This is a genomic window from Alcanivorax quisquiliarum (assembly GCF_023051175.1).
Lineage (GTDB): Bacteria > Pseudomonadota > Gammaproteobacteria > Pseudomonadales > Alcanivoracaceae > Isoalcanivorax > Isoalcanivorax quisquiliarum.
The window spans coordinates 150,223-165,135 of record NZ_JALKII010000003.1; the positions used below are offsets into that span (position 1 = coordinate 150,223).

The 14,913-nt window shown below is 63.4% G+C and carries 13 protein-coding genes; 4 read left to right on the plus strand and 9 right to left on the minus strand.

All coding sequences use genetic code 11. The features are described from left to right. Positions 1 to 12 precede the first annotated feature (12 nt). Genes MU846_RS06590 through coxB form a run of 3 tightly spaced genes read right to left on the minus strand, consistent with a single transcriptional unit; the run spans position 13 to position 3,873 of the window. Positions 13 to 360, minus strand: a complete 348-nt coding sequence (locus MU846_RS06590; RefSeq protein ID WP_246950712.1) for a hypothetical protein — start codon at positions 358 to 360, stop codon at positions 13 to 15. Further along, positions 360 to 2,915, minus strand: coding sequence for a cytochrome c oxidase subunit I (gene ctaD, locus MU846_RS06595; RefSeq protein ID WP_246950716.1), 2,556 nt, complete (start codon positions 2,913 to 2,915; stop codon positions 360 to 362). Before ctaD ends, MU846_RS06590 begins: the two co-directional genes overlap by 1 nt. Further along, the gene (gene coxB, locus MU846_RS06600) at positions 2,908 to 3,873 is read right to left on the minus strand and encodes a cytochrome c oxidase subunit II (RefSeq protein WP_246950719.1); all 966 of its coding nucleotides are present in this window, start codon (positions 3,871 to 3,873) and stop codon (positions 2,908 to 2,910) included. The genes ctaD and coxB overlap by 8 nt, the downstream gene beginning before the upstream one ends. A gap of 51 nt (positions 3,874 to 3,924) precedes the next feature. Here coxB and MU846_RS06605 point away from each other — a divergent pair, with 51 nt between their 5' ends. Next, complete coding sequence (locus tag MU846_RS06605; protein ID WP_246950721.1) at positions 3,925 to 4,392, plus strand: DUF2231 domain-containing protein; 468 nt, start codon at positions 3,925 to 3,927, stop codon at positions 4,390 to 4,392. Between the two features lie 45 nt (positions 4,393 to 4,437). Here MU846_RS06605 and MU846_RS06610 read toward each other — a convergent pair whose 3' ends face one another. The 6 genes from MU846_RS06610 to MU846_RS06635 form a co-directional block, all read right to left on the minus strand. After that, the gene (locus MU846_RS06610; protein WP_246950724.1) at positions 4,438 to 4,890 is read right to left on the minus strand and encodes a CopD family protein; all 453 of its coding nucleotides are present in this window, start codon (positions 4,888 to 4,890) and stop codon (positions 4,438 to 4,440) included. 195 nt (positions 4,891 to 5,085) lie between these two features. Beyond that, on the minus strand, positions 5,086 to 6,378 hold the full coding sequence (locus MU846_RS06615) for a GAF domain-containing protein (protein ID WP_246950727.1): 1,293 nt from the start codon (positions 6,376 to 6,378) through the stop codon (positions 5,086 to 5,088). 288 nt (positions 6,379 to 6,666) lie between these two features. Then, the gene (locus MU846_RS06620) at positions 6,667 to 7,227 is read right to left on the minus strand and encodes a gamma carbonic anhydrase family protein (protein WP_246950730.1); all 561 of its coding nucleotides are present in this window, start codon (positions 7,225 to 7,227) and stop codon (positions 6,667 to 6,669) included. A 33-nt stretch (positions 7,228 to 7,260) separates the two neighbouring features. After that, positions 7,261 to 7,956, minus strand: coding sequence for a ribulose-phosphate 3-epimerase (gene rpe / locus MU846_RS06625; RefSeq protein WP_246950732.1), 696 nt, complete (start codon positions 7,954 to 7,956; stop codon positions 7,261 to 7,263). A 25-nt stretch (positions 7,957 to 7,981) separates the two neighbouring features. After that, positions 7,982 to 8,713: an N-acetylmuramate alpha-1-phosphate uridylyltransferase MurU gene (gene murU, locus MU846_RS06630; RefSeq protein WP_246950734.1), complete on the minus strand. Its 732-nt coding sequence runs from the start codon at positions 8,711 to 8,713 to the stop codon at positions 7,982 to 7,984. After that, a complete protein-coding gene (locus tag MU846_RS06635; protein WP_246950744.1) occupies positions 8,713 to 9,744 on the minus strand; it encodes an aminoglycoside phosphotransferase family protein in 1,032 nt (343 codons plus the stop codon). Before MU846_RS06635 ends, murU begins: the two co-directional genes overlap by 1 nt. Before the next feature lie 110 nt (positions 9,745 to 9,854). On the opposite strand from MU846_RS06635, the gene MU846_RS06640 reads away from it, so the two are divergent. From MU846_RS06640 to pdxA, 3 genes are all read left to right on the plus strand, one after another. Continuing rightward, positions 9,855 to 12,155 (plus strand): LPS-assembly protein LptD, encoded by a 2,301-nt coding sequence (locus MU846_RS06640; RefSeq protein ID WP_246950753.1) that lies wholly within the window; start codon positions 9,855 to 9,857, stop codon positions 12,153 to 12,155. Continuing rightward, positions 12,136 to 13,443 carry a peptidylprolyl isomerase gene (locus tag MU846_RS06645; protein WP_246950756.1) on the plus strand — a complete coding sequence of 436 codons (1,308 nt, stop codon included), beginning with the start codon at positions 12,136 to 12,138 and terminating at the stop codon, positions 13,441 to 13,443. Before MU846_RS06640 ends, MU846_RS06645 begins: the two co-directional genes overlap by 20 nt. Positions 13,444 to 13,902: 459 nt before the next feature. Then, positions 13,903 to 14,874 (plus strand): 4-hydroxythreonine-4-phosphate dehydrogenase PdxA, encoded by a 972-nt coding sequence (gene pdxA, locus MU846_RS06650; RefSeq protein ID WP_246950759.1) that lies wholly within the window; start codon positions 13,903 to 13,905, stop codon positions 14,872 to 14,874. Positions 14,875 to 14,913 lie beyond the last annotated feature (39 nt).

Below are 14,913 nucleotides of genomic sequence, written 5' to 3' on the forward strand. Positions count from 1 at the left end.
TTCCGACCCTCGCTACAGGCACGGCGGCAACATCACGACCGGCAAGCCCACTGCCAGCGTCACCAGCGCTGCCACCAGGTTGAGCATCACCGCGGTACGCACAATGAAACGCCCCGCCGAGCTCTGATCCCGCCAGCTCGGTCGTGCATCCCGCCAGGTACGGTGCGCAAGAAACAGCAACAGGCCACAGGTGAGCATGGTAAAGGCCATCAACACGAGATTTACCCACGACAGCGTGCCGCCCTCCATCTCGACCAGGTGCTCGCAGGCGATCGACAAACCGGCATAAATCATGACGAACCAGACCGCCCAGATGGCCAGGCCAAACACCAATTGCATCGGATGATACGGTGACGACATCACGCACCTCCCCAGCCCAGTGGCCACAACACAAGCGCCGCAAAACTCACCATCGTGGTGACTGCGCTATAGCCCCACCAGTACTCCACTAGCAACGGCTCGTAGGGCGCCAGCCTGCTGACATAACCACGCCGGGCACGCCACGCCTGCATCAGCGCCATCACGGTGGCCAAGGCGCAATGCAACAACGTGTACATCAGAAAAACCGTGATGACCGCATCGTGTGCGGTGTCACCGGGAACAAGAGCCGAACGCCACCAGCCGGCGATCAGCAACAGGCACTGGCCGCAACCGAGCAGCGCCAGCCACCACAGGCCCTGTTGCAGCCGCGCATCATCACCGGCACGCAGGCGAGCGATCAGCCGCCGCAGCCATAACCAGCCAAGCGGCATCAGCAGGCTGGCCGCCAGCAATAATGGCCAGTGCAAATGGCTATGCTCGGGTAGCTGCCACTGCGGCGCCACCGTCCACAGATAAAACCAGCCGAACAGCAGCGACATATAGAGCGAGCCATTCGCCAGCAAGGTCACCCCCATGCCCCACAGGCCCGGCCCGTCGAAAGTGCGTGAATGCAGTGGCGGCTCGCCTGCGGCGGTGCGGCCGTCCGGGGCGGCCGCCGGGTGAGTGCCGTTTTCCCACGCCCAGCGCAACAGCAGGCCAAGCGCCACCAGGGCGGCGGCCAGGGCGATGACATAGACCTTGGCCAGCAGCCCGATACACATGAAGGCCAGCGCCAGTGCGCTGAAGAATGGCCACCAGGAATTGCCGGGGAGATGGATGATTTCCCGAATGCGGCCGCTGACCGGATCGGTGCCCCAGGTTTCCCGGCGGCCGTGATTGATGCTGGTCAGCCCGTGCCGGCCTTCGGCAATGGTTTCCGGCAGATCCGGCTGCTCCCACAACGGGTGCCGCCCGCTCACCTTTGGCAGGCTGACGAAATTATACGGCGCCGGTGGCGTTGCCGTGGCCCACTCCAGCGTATCCGCCTGCCAGGGATTGATGCGCGCCCGCCGGCCGGCCAGGCCATGCAGCACCAGATCCAGTATCACCACGGCAATGCCGGCCGCCATCACAAAACCGCCGATGGAGGACACCAGATTCGGCCAGTTCCACCCCATACCGGCATCGTAGGTATAAACACGCCGGGGCATGCCGAGCAGGCCCGTCAGGTGCATAACGAGAAACGTCAGATTGAAACCGACGAAGGTCAGCCAGAACCCCCAGTGGGCCAGCACTTTCGAGGGCATCCGCCCGGTCAGGTGCGGCCACCAGTAATAAAGGCCGGCTACCAGCGGAAAGAACATCCCGCCCACCAGCACATAGTGCATGTGCGCCACCACGAAGTGCGTGTCATGCACTTGCCAGTTGAACGGCACCAGCGCCAGCATCACGCCGGTCAGCCCGCCGATCACGAAGATCACCAGAAAACCGATGGTCCAGAGCATCGGCACTTCAAACACCGGGCGGCCCGTCCATAATGTTGCCAGCCAGGCAAAGATCTGTATGCCGGTGGGCACTGCCACCATCATGCTGGCGACGGAAAAAAACGCCTGCGCCAATTGCGGAATACCCACGGTGAACATGTGGTGCACCCACAGGCCAAAGCTGATGAAGGCGGTGGAAATCACCGACACCACCACCCAGCGATAACCGACCATCGGCCGTCGTGCGAACACCGGCAAAATAGTGGAAATGATGCCGGCCGCCGGCAGGAAAATGATGTAGACCTCGGGGTGCCCGAACAGCCAGAACAAATGCTGCCAGAGAATCGGATCGCCGCCGCGCAATACATCATAAAACGGCAGCCCCGCAGCGCGCTCAAGCTCCAGCAGGATGCTGGCCAGAATCAATGGCGGAAAGCCGAACACAATCATCAGGCTCATCGCCAGAATGTACCAGGCAAACAGCGGCATCGTTTGCAGCGTCATGCCTTCGGTGCGGGTACGCATGATCGATACCACCAGCTCGATACCCGCAGCAACCGCCGAAATTTCTATGAAGGTAATACCGATCAGCCAGAAATCCGCGCTGAGGCCCGGCGTGTACACCGCATCGGATAACGGCGTGTACATGAACCAGCCGGTATCCGGCGCGATCCCCAGCACCACGCTGGTCATCAGGATAATGCCGCCGAACAGATAGCAGTAATAACCCAGTGCGCTCAATCGGGGGAAAGCCAGATCTCGCGCACCGATCATTTTCGGTATCACATACAGCGCCACCCCTTCGAGTATCGGCACGGCAAATAAAAACATCATCACGGTGCCGTGCATGGTGAACAGCTGGTTGTAAATATGCGGCGGTATCCAGTCCTGCCCCGGCAATGCCAGTTGCGTGCGCATCAGCATCGCCATCAAACCGCCGATGATGAAAAACACGGCGCCGGTGATCATGAAATAGCGGCCGATGGCGGTGTGATTGACCACCGTCAATACCCGCAAGCCGCCGGGATTGCCCCACACTCGCACAAGCTTGTTGTGCTGCTCGGCGGCATCAAGCAGCGGCTTGCCGCCATGTTCTCGCTCCTGGCTCAGCGGCGCCTCATGGTCAGTCATTGGGCGCCTCCGTCGAGCGCTGCAACCAGTCCGCTATATCGGCGAGTTGCCCCGGCGCCAGTTGGCCATGATCGGGCGCCGGCGTGGGTGGCGGCTGTTGTGCGTGCTGGGTGAGCCAGCCAAGAATATCCGTGCGGCGTGCACCGATGGTGGTCAGATCCGGCCCGGCACCGCCCTGACTGACACCCCGCAGCGCATGGCATTCACTACAATGCTCTCGGAATGCGCTGGCGAGTGCAGGCTCCGCCTGCCTTTCATCCGGCGCCCGCTGTTGCTGCGCCAGCCAACGCTGAAAATCCGGCTCGGTATGTGCGGTAACCGGCATGTGCATATGCGCATGGCCCAGCCCACAGAACTCGGCACACTGGGCACGGAATACGCCCGGCTCCGCAGCGCTCAGACGTAATACGTTGACCCGGCCCGGCACCATATCCATCTTGCCGCCGAGCCGGGGCACCCAGAATGAATGAATGACATCTTCGCTGCTCACATGCACATCCACCGGCCGGCCCGCCGGCAGATGCAGCTCGTTGGCGGTCGTGACTTGCGCCTCCGGATAATGCACTTGCCACCACCATTGGCGTGCGGTCACTTCGATGCGCAGCGGCGGCTCGTCGGTGGCCAGCGGCAGCATGGAATGCCCGGCCGGAATACCAAAGGCCAGCAGCACCACGCTGGCACCCAGCGGCAACAACAACCCGCCACCAATGATCAGGCGCTTTTGCAGCTGCCGCGCCCGGAGCGCCGGCAACATCGTCTCTCTCGGCCGCATGGCCCACAGCCAGAACACCGTCACCATTACCGTCACGGCCGTTGCCACAATGAACATGCCCCACCACAACAGCGCGGCAGTATGTGCCGCCGGGCCAGCCGGCTGTAATGTCGACTGCGGGCCGTCGCAGGCCGCCAGCAACAACAGCGGCGCGAATTTAAAAACAGTATTAAATGCTATGCGCACGCCCGCGCCGCCCGCTAGGCTCGGAGAATCATCCAGCAACGGAGCGCCGGCATGGCTCGACAACAGGAACCGATCATCAGCCGCATGGCGATTGCGGGGCACCCGTTGCATCCGATGCTGATTCACTTTCCCGTTGCTGCACTGATCGGTGTGCTGGGTGCGGATGCGGGCTATCTGCTGACCGAAGATGATTTCTGGGCGCGCGCCGGATTGTGGCTGGCAGGTATCGGCGCTGCGGGGGGCTGGCTCTCTGGCCTGATCGGGCTGGTCGATCTGGTTTCGGTGCGACACACCCGGCGTCTGATCACGGCCTGGTGCCACGCGCTGGTGGCGGTGATGCTGCTGTCGGTGGCGAGCTTCAATTTTTTGCTGCGTTATACCGCCGAGGATATTACCGCAGTGATCCTGCCATGGGGACTGGGGCTGTCGCTGCTCACGGCCGCGCTCACCGCCGCAGCCGGTGTGCTCGGCGGGCAACTGGTGTACGAACACGCGGTGGGCGTCAGCGCGGAGGAGTGATCCGCCCGGCCCCGCCGCGCCCGTACAGGCATCCCGGCGTTTCACCTACAGCTCCGGTTTTGCCAGCACCAGCACCACGATCGCCAGCATCAATGCCAGCATCGTCGCGCTGGCGCCGCCAGCGAGCCACCCCGGTGTGCGCTCGGCGTGCCCGGCACGCTCGGCACGCAGCATCAACAAGCCGATCGAAACATGCATTAGCACCAGTGCGCTGACCAGCACCAGCTTGAACAGCATCCAGGGTGCCAGCGTTGTCATCAGCGTGAACAGCAAGGTGCCGCTGCCCACCGCAATCAGCGCAGCGGGGGTCGCCACCCAGATGAACGCACGCCGGGCAATAACAGTGGTGCCTTCGGTGTGCCCGGTTTCCCGTGCGGCGCCAGCGGTCGTGGCACCGGTCTGGAACAGCCGATCGTTGAGCAACAGCGTCGGGACGCAGAGGATGGCTGCGCTCCAGCATAGCAGGCCGGCAATATGAAGAGTTAACAACCAGAGCATCGTAAAAACGCTCCCGCGACTTTTTCAGTTCAGCTCGTGTTCGGCTTGCGTTTTCGGCTCGCGATGACACGCAGCGCAACCATGACGTTGCGCCAGTCTGGCATGGAAGGCAGGAGGCGGAATGAAAAAGAAAGTTTAATCCACGGCAAGCGAGCGCTGACCGACGCGCAAAGCGACGGCCAGCAGGACCATCGCTCAGGCAGGCATGGTTTCGACAGTGTGCGGCGCGTAATGCTCGGTGCCAATTGCGGCCTGCACGGCAAACGCGAAACTGGTGGATACCAGCGCAGCACAATCTGCTTCGCTTTCATCGAAGGGTGCCAGCTTGCCCAGTTCCAGCACCGCCACCACGTCATCGCCCCGGCACACCGGTACGATCAGGATTGCCGCTGGCGAGAGGGTTTCGAACGCGCTGCGTATCGGTAAATAATCCCGCGGCAAGTCCGTGAACTGCACCGGCTTGCGCTGTGCCAGCGCCGGCCCGATCAGGGTTTCCTCGACATCGACGATGTGCCCGCTGCGGCCCGGCTGCCCACCCCAGGCCGCCAGCGCACGCAAACGTGTTCCCTCGACACGATAGGCCATGCCGATCAAAGCGCCGGTCTGCTCCACCAGAAATCCCAGAGTGCGCTCGAACAACACTGCCAGGCCGGGATTGCCCGCGATCAAGGCCAGATAATCCGCCTGACGCTTTTGCCGCACCAGATCGTATTCCGCCTGCTGATTCATTTCACGCAGCCGCAGGGACTCAAGATTGAGCAGCTGGTTCTGCAGATAATCACGGCGCTCGGAATGCTCCAGCATGGCACCCACCACCACCGACAAACTCCAGGGCACAAAGAAATAGAGCAAGCTGTCCAGCCACAGAAAACTGCCATTGACTGCCAGCGCAATGATGACCGCAAAAACAAATGCCAGCAGTGTGCTGATCGATACCGCCACCAGCGGCAAGCGCAGGATCGAAAACACGATTACCAGCACATAAATCGTTTCGTAAGCCGCCACTTGTGCGAAAAAATCTTCACCGAGCAGCATCGCCGCCAGCACACATCCGAGCAGCGACACAAACACGCCGCCGACCAGCAACGGCTCGACGAACGCTTCCAGATCCCGGCGCAAGGTGCCCAGCCAGAGCGTTGTCAGCACCAGCCCCACCGGCAGCACCGCTACCAGTAACCAGGTATTCAGGCCAGGCGCTTCGCTGAACAGGGCAGCTGCTCCGGAGACCACCGAATAGACCAGCAACATGCCGTAGATCGAAACGCGCAACAGCTGTGCGGCCCGCTCGCGGGCGTGCGCACGAAAGGACTGCTCCAGGCGGCCCGGCATGCGGCGGGTAAGCAATGGTCCGGCCAGCGCCTTGCGCAGAGCTTGCTCGTCGTGGTGGGCATTACGCGCCTGCTCGGTACGCTGTTCGGCTTCAAAATAAGCGCTGACACCGTCATCGGCATCTGCCGCACGGTTCATGGTGATGGAATGACTGCTCACACTTCCCCCCAGAAGATGTGTTCCGGCCCCGACCGGTGTTGTTATGGCCGCATCAATATGCGATGCAAAACTGCCCCCGCGAGCGCGGTAATCGGCAGGCGCCAGCGGCGCAAGGCAGCCACCTTCTTGCAAAAAGACAGCGCTGTAAATGGTGGCATTGTGATAGCGTCGCCGCCTGACGGGCATTGCACCGGCCAGACAGGAGAAAGAAGGCTCCAGCCGGCCCGTTCGGCCAGCGCAGCGCCAGATCAGCGCGGCGCGCCCCTGCGGAGGCGCCGCTTCGCAAGCTTACAGCTCGTTCTGGATCTTCTTGTAGCCTTGCACCAGACGCACGTTGGTCTGTGCGACGTCCTCCGAAAAGCTGGAGGCGTCCGGCGTCACCGGCTCGATCCGCGCCAGATCTTCATCGCTGTTGATATGGCTGGTGGAGGGCACGTAGAAGTTGGGCGGCACGCTACAGGCTTCCACCACCGAGTTATGCCGTACCACCGAGCCGTCGCCGACCTCGCAGTTGAACAGCACGGTATTGAAGCCGATGAACACATTGCGCCCCACCTTGCACGGGCCGTGCACGATGGAACGGTGCGCGATGGAGGTATTTTCGCCGATCTCCACCCGTGCGCCGGATTTCGAGTGGATCACAACACCGTCCTGGATATTGGAATTGTCGCCGATCACAATCGGCTCCATGCCACCTTCGGCATCCACCTCATCGGCGCGAATCACCGCATAAGGGCCAATGAATACGTTTTCTCCCACCCACACCTTGCCACACAGGATGGCAGTGGGATCGACAAACGCGGACTGCGCCACTATCGGCAGATCGCCGCTCGGGTTTTTGCGGATCATGCTGTGAGGTTCCCCTTCAGGTCAGGCTCGCACTCAGCGAGCGTCAGAAGATGACGGCACCGACGCCAGCGCAGCGCGCATGCTGTCGATGGCCGCCCGGTAATCGGGTTTGCCATAAATTGCGGAACCGGCCACAAAGGTATCTGCGCCCGCTGCGGCGATCTCGGCGATATTCTGCTCATTGACGCCGCCATCCACTTCCAGCCGGATCTGGCGACCACTGCGATCTATCATCTCGCGCACGCGGGCGACCTTTTTCAGCGTGCCTGGGATGAAGGCCTGCCCGCCAAAGCCTGGGTTGACCGACATCAACAGTACGATGTCGAGCCTGTCCATGACGTATTCGAGCACCTCGGGCGAGGTTGCCGGGTTCAGCACCAGCCCCGCAGCACAGCCGGCATCGCGAATCAGTTGCAGCGAGCGGTCCACATGCTGGCTGGCTTCCGGGTGGAAAGTGATGATGCTGGCACCGGCTTCGGCAAAGCGGGTGATCAGCTCGTCCACCGGGCTGACCATCAGGTGCACATCGATGGGCGCACGAATGCCATAATCGCGCAAGGCCTTGCAGACCATGGGCCCGATAGTGAGGTTCGGCACATAATGGTTGTCCATCACGTCGAAATGGATCACGTCAGCGCCGGCTTCAAGCACAGCGGCGGCCTCTTCGCCGAGGCGTGCGAAATCTGCGGCCAGAATCGATGGCGCTAGCCAGTATTGTTGCTTGGTCATGCCTGTATCCTCTGCCTGCCACCGCTCACGAGGTGGGGTGAGTGGGCTCGTGCTGCGCATGAGCCAGAAACTGATCCAGCGCCGCCAGGCGCTGCGGAGTGCCGATATCGAACCAGTGGCCACGATGATACTCGCCACTGACCCGGCCGGCGGCCATCGCCTGTCGCAGCAGCGGCGCCAGCGGCGCGGCGCCATCCGGCAGCCCGGCGAACAACGCGGGCCGGTAAACGCCGATACCGGAAAATGTCAGCGCCCGGCCGCCCGGTGCTGGCGAGGCGCTATTGTCCTGCACTTGGCCATCCCCAGCCAAGGGCGCTTCGTTACAAAACAGCAGAAAATCGCCCTGCGGGTGATGTGACGGGTTATCCACCAGCACCAGATGCGCATCGCCGGCCAGGGATTCCGGCAGATGATGAAAGGGATAATCAGTCCAGATGTCGCCGTTGACGACTATGAAGGGTGCCTCACCCAGCAGCGGCAAGGCCCGGCGAATACCGCCAGCGGTTTCCAGCGGGGTTTCCTCGTGCGACCACTGGATACGCACGCCCAGAGCGCTGCCATCACCCAGCGCAGCCGCCAGTTGCTCGCCCAGCCAGGCGGTATTGATGACCAGCTCGGTGATGCCGGCACGGCGCAGATTGGCAATGTGGTATTCGATCAGGCTGCGGCCACCGGCCTTGAGCAACGGTTTGGGGGTGTGATCGGTCAGCGGCCGCATACGGGTGCCCAACCCGGCCGCCAGGATCATCGCCCGCATCAGCCGGCCAGCTCCGGCGCGCCGGCGGCGGCCAGCCGCGCAAGCACCCGGCGCAGCGGCGCCAGCTCCGCATGGCGAGCGGCCACGGTTTGCAGGTAACGGAAAAAGCGGGGCGCATCCGTCAGATATCTGGGCTTGCCATCGCGATGGCAGATGCGTGCGAAGATGCCGATCACTTTCAGATGCCGCTGCGCGCCCATCAGATCGCAGTCATGCAGGAACACCTGCACATCCCCCGGCACCGGCAAGCCGGCATCGCGAGCGGCAGCCCAGTACTGACGCAGCCAGCCTTCCACCCGCGCCTCGGGCCAGCTGATGAAGGCATCCTTGAACAGCGATACGGCGTCGTAACTGATCGGGCCGAGCACCGCGTCCTGGAAATCCAGCACACCCGGATCGGCCTCGCCCTGCATCAGATTGCGCGGCATGTAATCACGGTGCACGAACACCTGCGCCTGCGCCACGGCCCGCGCTATCAACACCGCCTCCAGCTCACGCAGATCATCATGCAGCGCCGGCGCCTGGGCAGCGGACAACGGCAGGCGCAGATGCTCCACCAGATGGCGCTGGATGTACCAGTCGGGGAACAACGCCAGCTCACGGCGCAACAGCGCTTCGTCATAACGCGGCAGGCCGGTGCTGTCGGCCTGCTGGATGAGAATCAACGTGGCAATGGCGCGCTGGAACGCCTGATCTGCATTCGCCTCGTTGAGCGTGTCGAGCCAGGTCTGCCGGCCCATGTCGGAGAGCAGCAAAAACCCTTGAGCGAGGTCGGCGGCAATGATCTCGGGCACCGGCACCCCGGCGCTGGCCAGCCGCTCGGCGATCTCGATAAAGGGACGAGAATCTTCACGTTCCGGCGGCGCGTCCATGGCCACCAGTGACCGCGACGGCAGCCGGAAACGAAAATAACGACGAAAGCTGGCATCAGTGGACGCCGGTACTGCTGCAGCATCAACGCCGGTTTGGGCCCTTACCCATCGGGTCAGCGCTTCGAGGCGGATATCTTCGTTACCTTTCGGCGGCTGCATTGCGTGCATTGTTCCTTTAAACTTCCGGCCTTTGGCACCGCATACGCCCCAGGGAGCCTCGCCGGAGGGCGGTGTCTCATGCAGCGCTTTTTACCTGTTCCGGACGACGAATGCCACTGCGCTCAGCCGTTAAACCACTGCTCTGCCACCTGCTGCTCATTATCGCAGCCGCTCCTGCGGGCGCGCAGGCCAGCGATCTGGGGTGGATGACGCGCGCGGAAATCGAAGCGCTGCCGCCCGCGCAGCAGGTGCCGATCCCCGCCTGGTGCTCCGGCACTTATTACAACCCCGAGCTTGCCGAACCTGATCCACGCGCCGACACCATCATCACCGCCGACCGCTCGCGGTTGGTGCCCGGCGGGCTGGCCGAGCTGCTGGGCGATGTGCGAGTGGAGCAGCCCGGCCGGTTCCTGCGGGCCGACCGCGCCGAGATGGATCAGGACACCGGCGATTTCCTGCTGGAAGGCGATGTGCGCGCCGATACCAACCTGTTCAGCGCACGGGCGGCCAGCATGCGCGGCAACACACGCCACGAGACCGCGCAGTTTCGCGACGTGGAATACGCCATGTTCGATCTGCACGTTCGTGGTGGCGCCGGCCTGATCGAACAGCAACAGCAACTGATCCATATCACCGACGGCTCCTACACCACCTGCCCGCCGGACCAGCGCGGCTGGGCGCTGACGGCCCGCCAGATCGAGCTGGATCGCGATACCGGCTGGGGCACCGCCCGCAACATGACCCTGCGCGTGCGCGATGTGCCGGTGCTGTACTTGCCGTGGATCACCTTTCCGATCGATGACCGGCGCAAGAGCGGCTTGCTGTTTCCGAGCCTGAGCACCGGCGATGATGGCGGTTTCGATGTAGCACAGCCGATCTACCTGAACATTCATCCGCAGGTGGATGCCATCGTGGCGCCGCGCTTCATCCAGAACCGGGGCAGCGGCTTCGATTCCGAATTGCGCTATCTGACCAGCTTCGGGCAAGGCTCGATCAGCTCCGGCTGGCTGTTTCAGGATCGCGAGTTCGACAATGAAGACCGCAAGATCGGCCGCTGGGCGCATCGCGGTCAGGTACGCCGCTGGACGCTGGATGCCGACGTCAACTACGTCTCCGACGACTTCTACTTCAAGGATCTGGACGCAGGCCTGGATGTGCGTTCACAGACCAACCTGCCGCGGCAGGGTGAAGCGCGCTACCGCGGCCGCACCTGGACATTCCTCAGCCGCGTCCAGGCCTGGCAGACCATTGATCCGCTGCTGCCGGATCAGAACAAACCGTACCGCCGCCTGCCGCAGCTCGCGCTCAGCGGCGATCCCACCATCGCCGGCCCGCTGCGGCTGCTATGGCTGTCCGATTTCACCCGGTTCGATCGCGAAACCGATCTGCCGCAGGACGACATCACCGGCGACCGACTGCATTTTGCCCCGGCCCTGAGCCTGCCCCTGCACCGTAGCTGGGGCTATATCGAGCCACGGGTGCGCGCCTACCACACCCGCTACAACCTGCAGGGCGTGGATACCCTGCCAGACAGCGAGCCGACACGCGATCTGACCGGCATCAGCCTGGATGCCGGGTTATTTCTGGAGCGCCCGCTGGTGCTCAATGACACCGACTGGACGCAGACGCTGGAGCCGCGCCTGTTCTACAACCGCATCGAGCACAAGAATCAGGATGACATCCCCAACTTCGATGCCGGTGAGCTGACCTTCGGCTACAACAGCCTGTTCCGCGAAAACCGCTTCACCGGCTACGACCGCATCGGCGACGAAGAAAAGCTGTCCATGGGCCTGACCTCCCGCTTTCTGGATACCACCAGCGGCCGCGAGGTGCTGCGCCTGCGTGCCGGGCAATCGCTGTATTTCAAAGACCGCCGCATCCAGCTGGACAACCGCCCGGTGGACACCCGCGAATGGTCGCCGGTGGTCGCCGATGGCACCTGGTATTTCAGCCGCTACTGGCACCTGTTCGGCGAAACCCAATGGGATCGCGAGAACAACCGCCGCGAGCAGAACAGCTTGCGGCTGGGCTACAGTGATGGCGAACGGCGGGTATTTCACGCCGGTTACCGGTATCGTGCACGCGAAGACATCAAACAGACGGAACTGGCGGCGATCTGGCCTGTCCATCGCCACTGGAGCCTGATCGGGCGCTGGCTGTTCGACATGGAAGGGGAACGCTCGCTGGAAAACCTGATCGGCGTGGAGTACCGCGACTGCTGCTGGCAGTTGCGCCTAGTCAGCATCCGAGATCTGACCGACCGCGACGGCGATGGCACCCTTGATCCAGATCAGACATTCCAGCTTCAGTTCCAGATGATCGGCCTGGGTGGCTTCGGCGGCCGGCTGGAGACGCTGCTCGAACGCAGCATTCCGGGTTACGGGAGAAATTATGCGAACACTATTCACTGACGTTGCACGCCGCCTGGGCGCGCCTGCGGTGCTGGCTCTGGCCATGCTGTTGCCGGTTGCGGCAGAAGCGCGCTTGCAGATGCTTGATCGCATCGCCGCCGTGGTCAACGACAGCGTCATAATGGAAAGCGAGCTGGATCAGCGCGTTGACGATCTGGCGCGGCAGTTCGTCGCCGAACGTCAGCAGCTGCCACCGCGCGACGTGCTGCGCCCGCAGGTGCTGGAGCGGCTGATCATGGAGCAGCTGCAACTGGACATGGCAGAGCGTGGCGGCATCCGTGTCGATGACGGCTCCTTGAACCAGGCGCTGGCCGGCATCGCCCGCCAGAACGACATGAGCCTGGACGAATTCGCCACCGCGGTGCAGGAAGATGGTTTCGAGTGGGCCGCCTTTCGCGAACAGATCCGCGCCGAAATGATCATCAGCCAACTGCACCAGCGGCAGGTGGCGCGCCGGGTGCGCATCACCGACCGCGAGGTGGATCGGTTTCTGGAATCGGAAATGGGCCGGCAATTGTTCGAATCCGAGTTTCGCCTTGGTCATATCCTGATCGGCCTGCCCGACGATGCCACCCCGGATCAGGTCGCCGCAGCCCAGCAGGAAGCCGAGCAACTGGTGCAACGCATCCGGGATGGCGCCGACTTCCGCGAAATGGCCGTGAGCTTTTCCGATGCGCCCCAGGCACTGGAAGGCGGCGACCTCGGCTGGCGCCCCGCCGCCCAGCTGCCGACCCTGTTTGCCGAAGAGGCGCTGCGCATGCAGCCCGGCCAGGTTTCCGAGCCCCTGCGCGCCGGCAACGGTTTTCACATCCTGCAATTGATCGACCGCCGTGGCGACGCCATACAAATCGTCGAACAGTACCGCGTGCGCCATATCCTGATCCGCACCAGCGCCCTGCGCACGCCCAGCCAGGCCGAGCGCCTGATCATCGAGCTCCATAACCGCATCGAGGGTGGCGAGAGTTTCGAGGCGCTGGCGCGGGAATATTCCGAAGACCCCGGCAGCGCCCGTGCGGGTGGCGATCTCGGCTGGGTGTCGCCCGGCGAGATGGTGCCCGAATTCGAGCAAACCTTTCGTGAAACCCCCGTCGGTGTGCTCTCACCTGTATTCCAGAGCGAGTTCGGCTGGCATTTCCTGCGCGTGGAAGACACCCGCAGCGCCGACATGAGCGACGAATTTCGCGTGCTGCGAGCCCGCCAGGCACTGCAACAGCGCCGTTACGAGGAAGAACTGCAACAGTGGCTGCGCGAAACCCGCGCCGAAGCCTTCGTGGACATCCGCATCTGACCGGCTACCCGGCCGCCTGGCAACGCTATGCCTGACTTAGCGCCCGGCAGCCGGGCTCCTGCCACTCGCTGCACTATCTGCTCCGGCACCACTTGCTCCGGCGCTACCTGCTCCGCTGCGCCTGATTAACATTGCTCGCTAATGCAGGTCGGTGCACCTGACGCTACGCCTTGCATCAGGCATAGCGCCCGGAAGCCTGCGATAGCACCGTGCTTTTGATATCTCACCTTCATGTTGCCGTAGCACCGTCTGCCAGCATCCCGGCGCCACCAGCTCCGACGAAACGAGGCTGTGGCGCATCCCGGCCCTGCCTGCATCCGCTACGAGGCAGCTCCCCACCACCGCTGGCCGTAGCCCTGCTCCTGCTGGCCAGCCGCGCACTGTCACAGCGCCCGACCGTGCTAAACTGGCATGGCTTTCTCTGTAAGCCCTATATCAGCCTTGTCAGCGGAGCTTTTTATGGTTGCGCCCATAGCCGTCACCAGCGGCGACCCGGCCGGTATCGGCCCGGATCTGGTGCTAACCCTGTCACAAGCGCAACCCGGCGCACCGCTTGTGGTGCTCGGCGATCACGACGTGCTCGCGGAACGCGCCAGCCAATTGAAGCTCGACGCACGCCTGCAACGCTGGCAACCCGGTGACGCACTGCCACACGATGCGCTGGCCATCTGGCACTGCCCGGCCGGCGCACCGGTACGCGCCGGCAAGCCCGACCCGGCCACCGCCGCCGGCACGCTGGCAATGCTGGATCGCGCCATCGACGGCTGCCTTGAAGGTCGTTTCGCCGGCATGGTCACCGCGCCGCTGGCGAAATCGGTGATCTGCGACGGGGCCGACCCGGCCTTCACCGGCCACACCGAATATCTGGCCGCGCGCAGCAACACCCCGCGCGTGGTAATGATGCTGGCCACCGACAACCTGCGCGTGGCACTGGCCACCACTCACTTGCCATTGCGTGCCGTTGCCGATGCCATCACCGGCCCGTCGCTGGCCGAGACGCTGCGTATTCTGGAGTACGACCTGCGCCTGCGTTTCAACCTGCCACGCCCGCGAATCATGGTGCTGGGCCTGAACCCCCATGCAGGTGAAAGCGGCCATCTGGGGCACGAAGAAATCGACATCATCCAGCCCGTGCTGGAGCAGCTGCGCGCCGAAGGGCTGCACCTGACCGGGCCACTCCCGGCGGATACCGCCTTCACGCCGCGGTATCTGGAAGCACACGACGCCGTGCTGGCGATGTACCACGATCAGGGGCTGCCCGTGCTGAAGTACGCCGGCTTTGGTCAGGCCGTGAACATCACCCTGGGCTTGCCGTTCATCCGTACCTCGGTGGATCACGGTACCGCCTTTGATCTGGCCGGCACCGGCCAGGCCGATCACGGCAGCCTGCTGGCGGCAACCCGACTGGCCATGAGCCTGGCACAGGGCTGATCCCTGCTCGCGCCGGCAGGCCAACCTTTTCTAACCTGT

Bases quoted from the DNA above. Each gene is read 5' to 3' on its own strand.
- MU846_RS06610 (WP_246950724.1), bottom strand. From the start codon at position 4,890: ATGCTCTGGTTGTTAACTCTTCATATTGCCGGCCTGCTATGCTGGAGC.
- MU846_RS06590 (WP_246950712.1), bottom strand. From the start codon at position 360: ATGTCGTCACCGTATCATCCGATGCAATTGGTGTTTGGCCTGGCCATC.
- rpe (WP_246950732.1), bottom strand. From the start codon at position 7,956: ATGACCAAGCAACAATACTGGCTAGCGCCATCGATTCTGGCCGCAGAT.
- MU846_RS06640 (WP_246950753.1), top strand. From the start codon at position 9,855: ATGCCACTGCGCTCAGCCGTTAAACCACTGCTCTGCCACCTGCTGCTC.
- MU846_RS06620 (WP_246950730.1), bottom strand. From the start codon at position 7,227: ATGATCCGCAAAAACCCGAGCGGCGATCTGCCGATAGTGGCGCAGTCC.
- MU846_RS06605 (WP_246950721.1), top strand. From the start codon at position 3,925: ATGGCTCGACAACAGGAACCGATCATCAGCCGCATGGCGATTGCGGGG.
- pdxA (WP_246950759.1), top strand. From the start codon at position 13,903: ATGGTTGCGCCCATAGCCGTCACCAGCGGCGACCCGGCCGGTATCGGC.
- MU846_RS06635 (WP_246950744.1), bottom strand. From the start codon at position 9,744: ATGCAGCCGCCGAAAGGTAACGAAGATATCCGCCTCGAAGCGCTGACC.
- ctaD (WP_246950716.1), bottom strand. From the start codon at position 2,915: ATGACTGACCATGAGGCGCCGCTGAGCCAGGAGCGAGAACATGGCGGC.
- murU (WP_246950734.1), bottom strand. From the start codon at position 8,713: ATGCGGGCGATGATCCTGGCGGCCGGGTTGGGCACCCGTATGCGGCCG.
- MU846_RS06645 (WP_246950756.1), top strand. From the start codon at position 12,136: ATGCGAACACTATTCACTGACGTTGCACGCCGCCTGGGCGCGCCTGCG.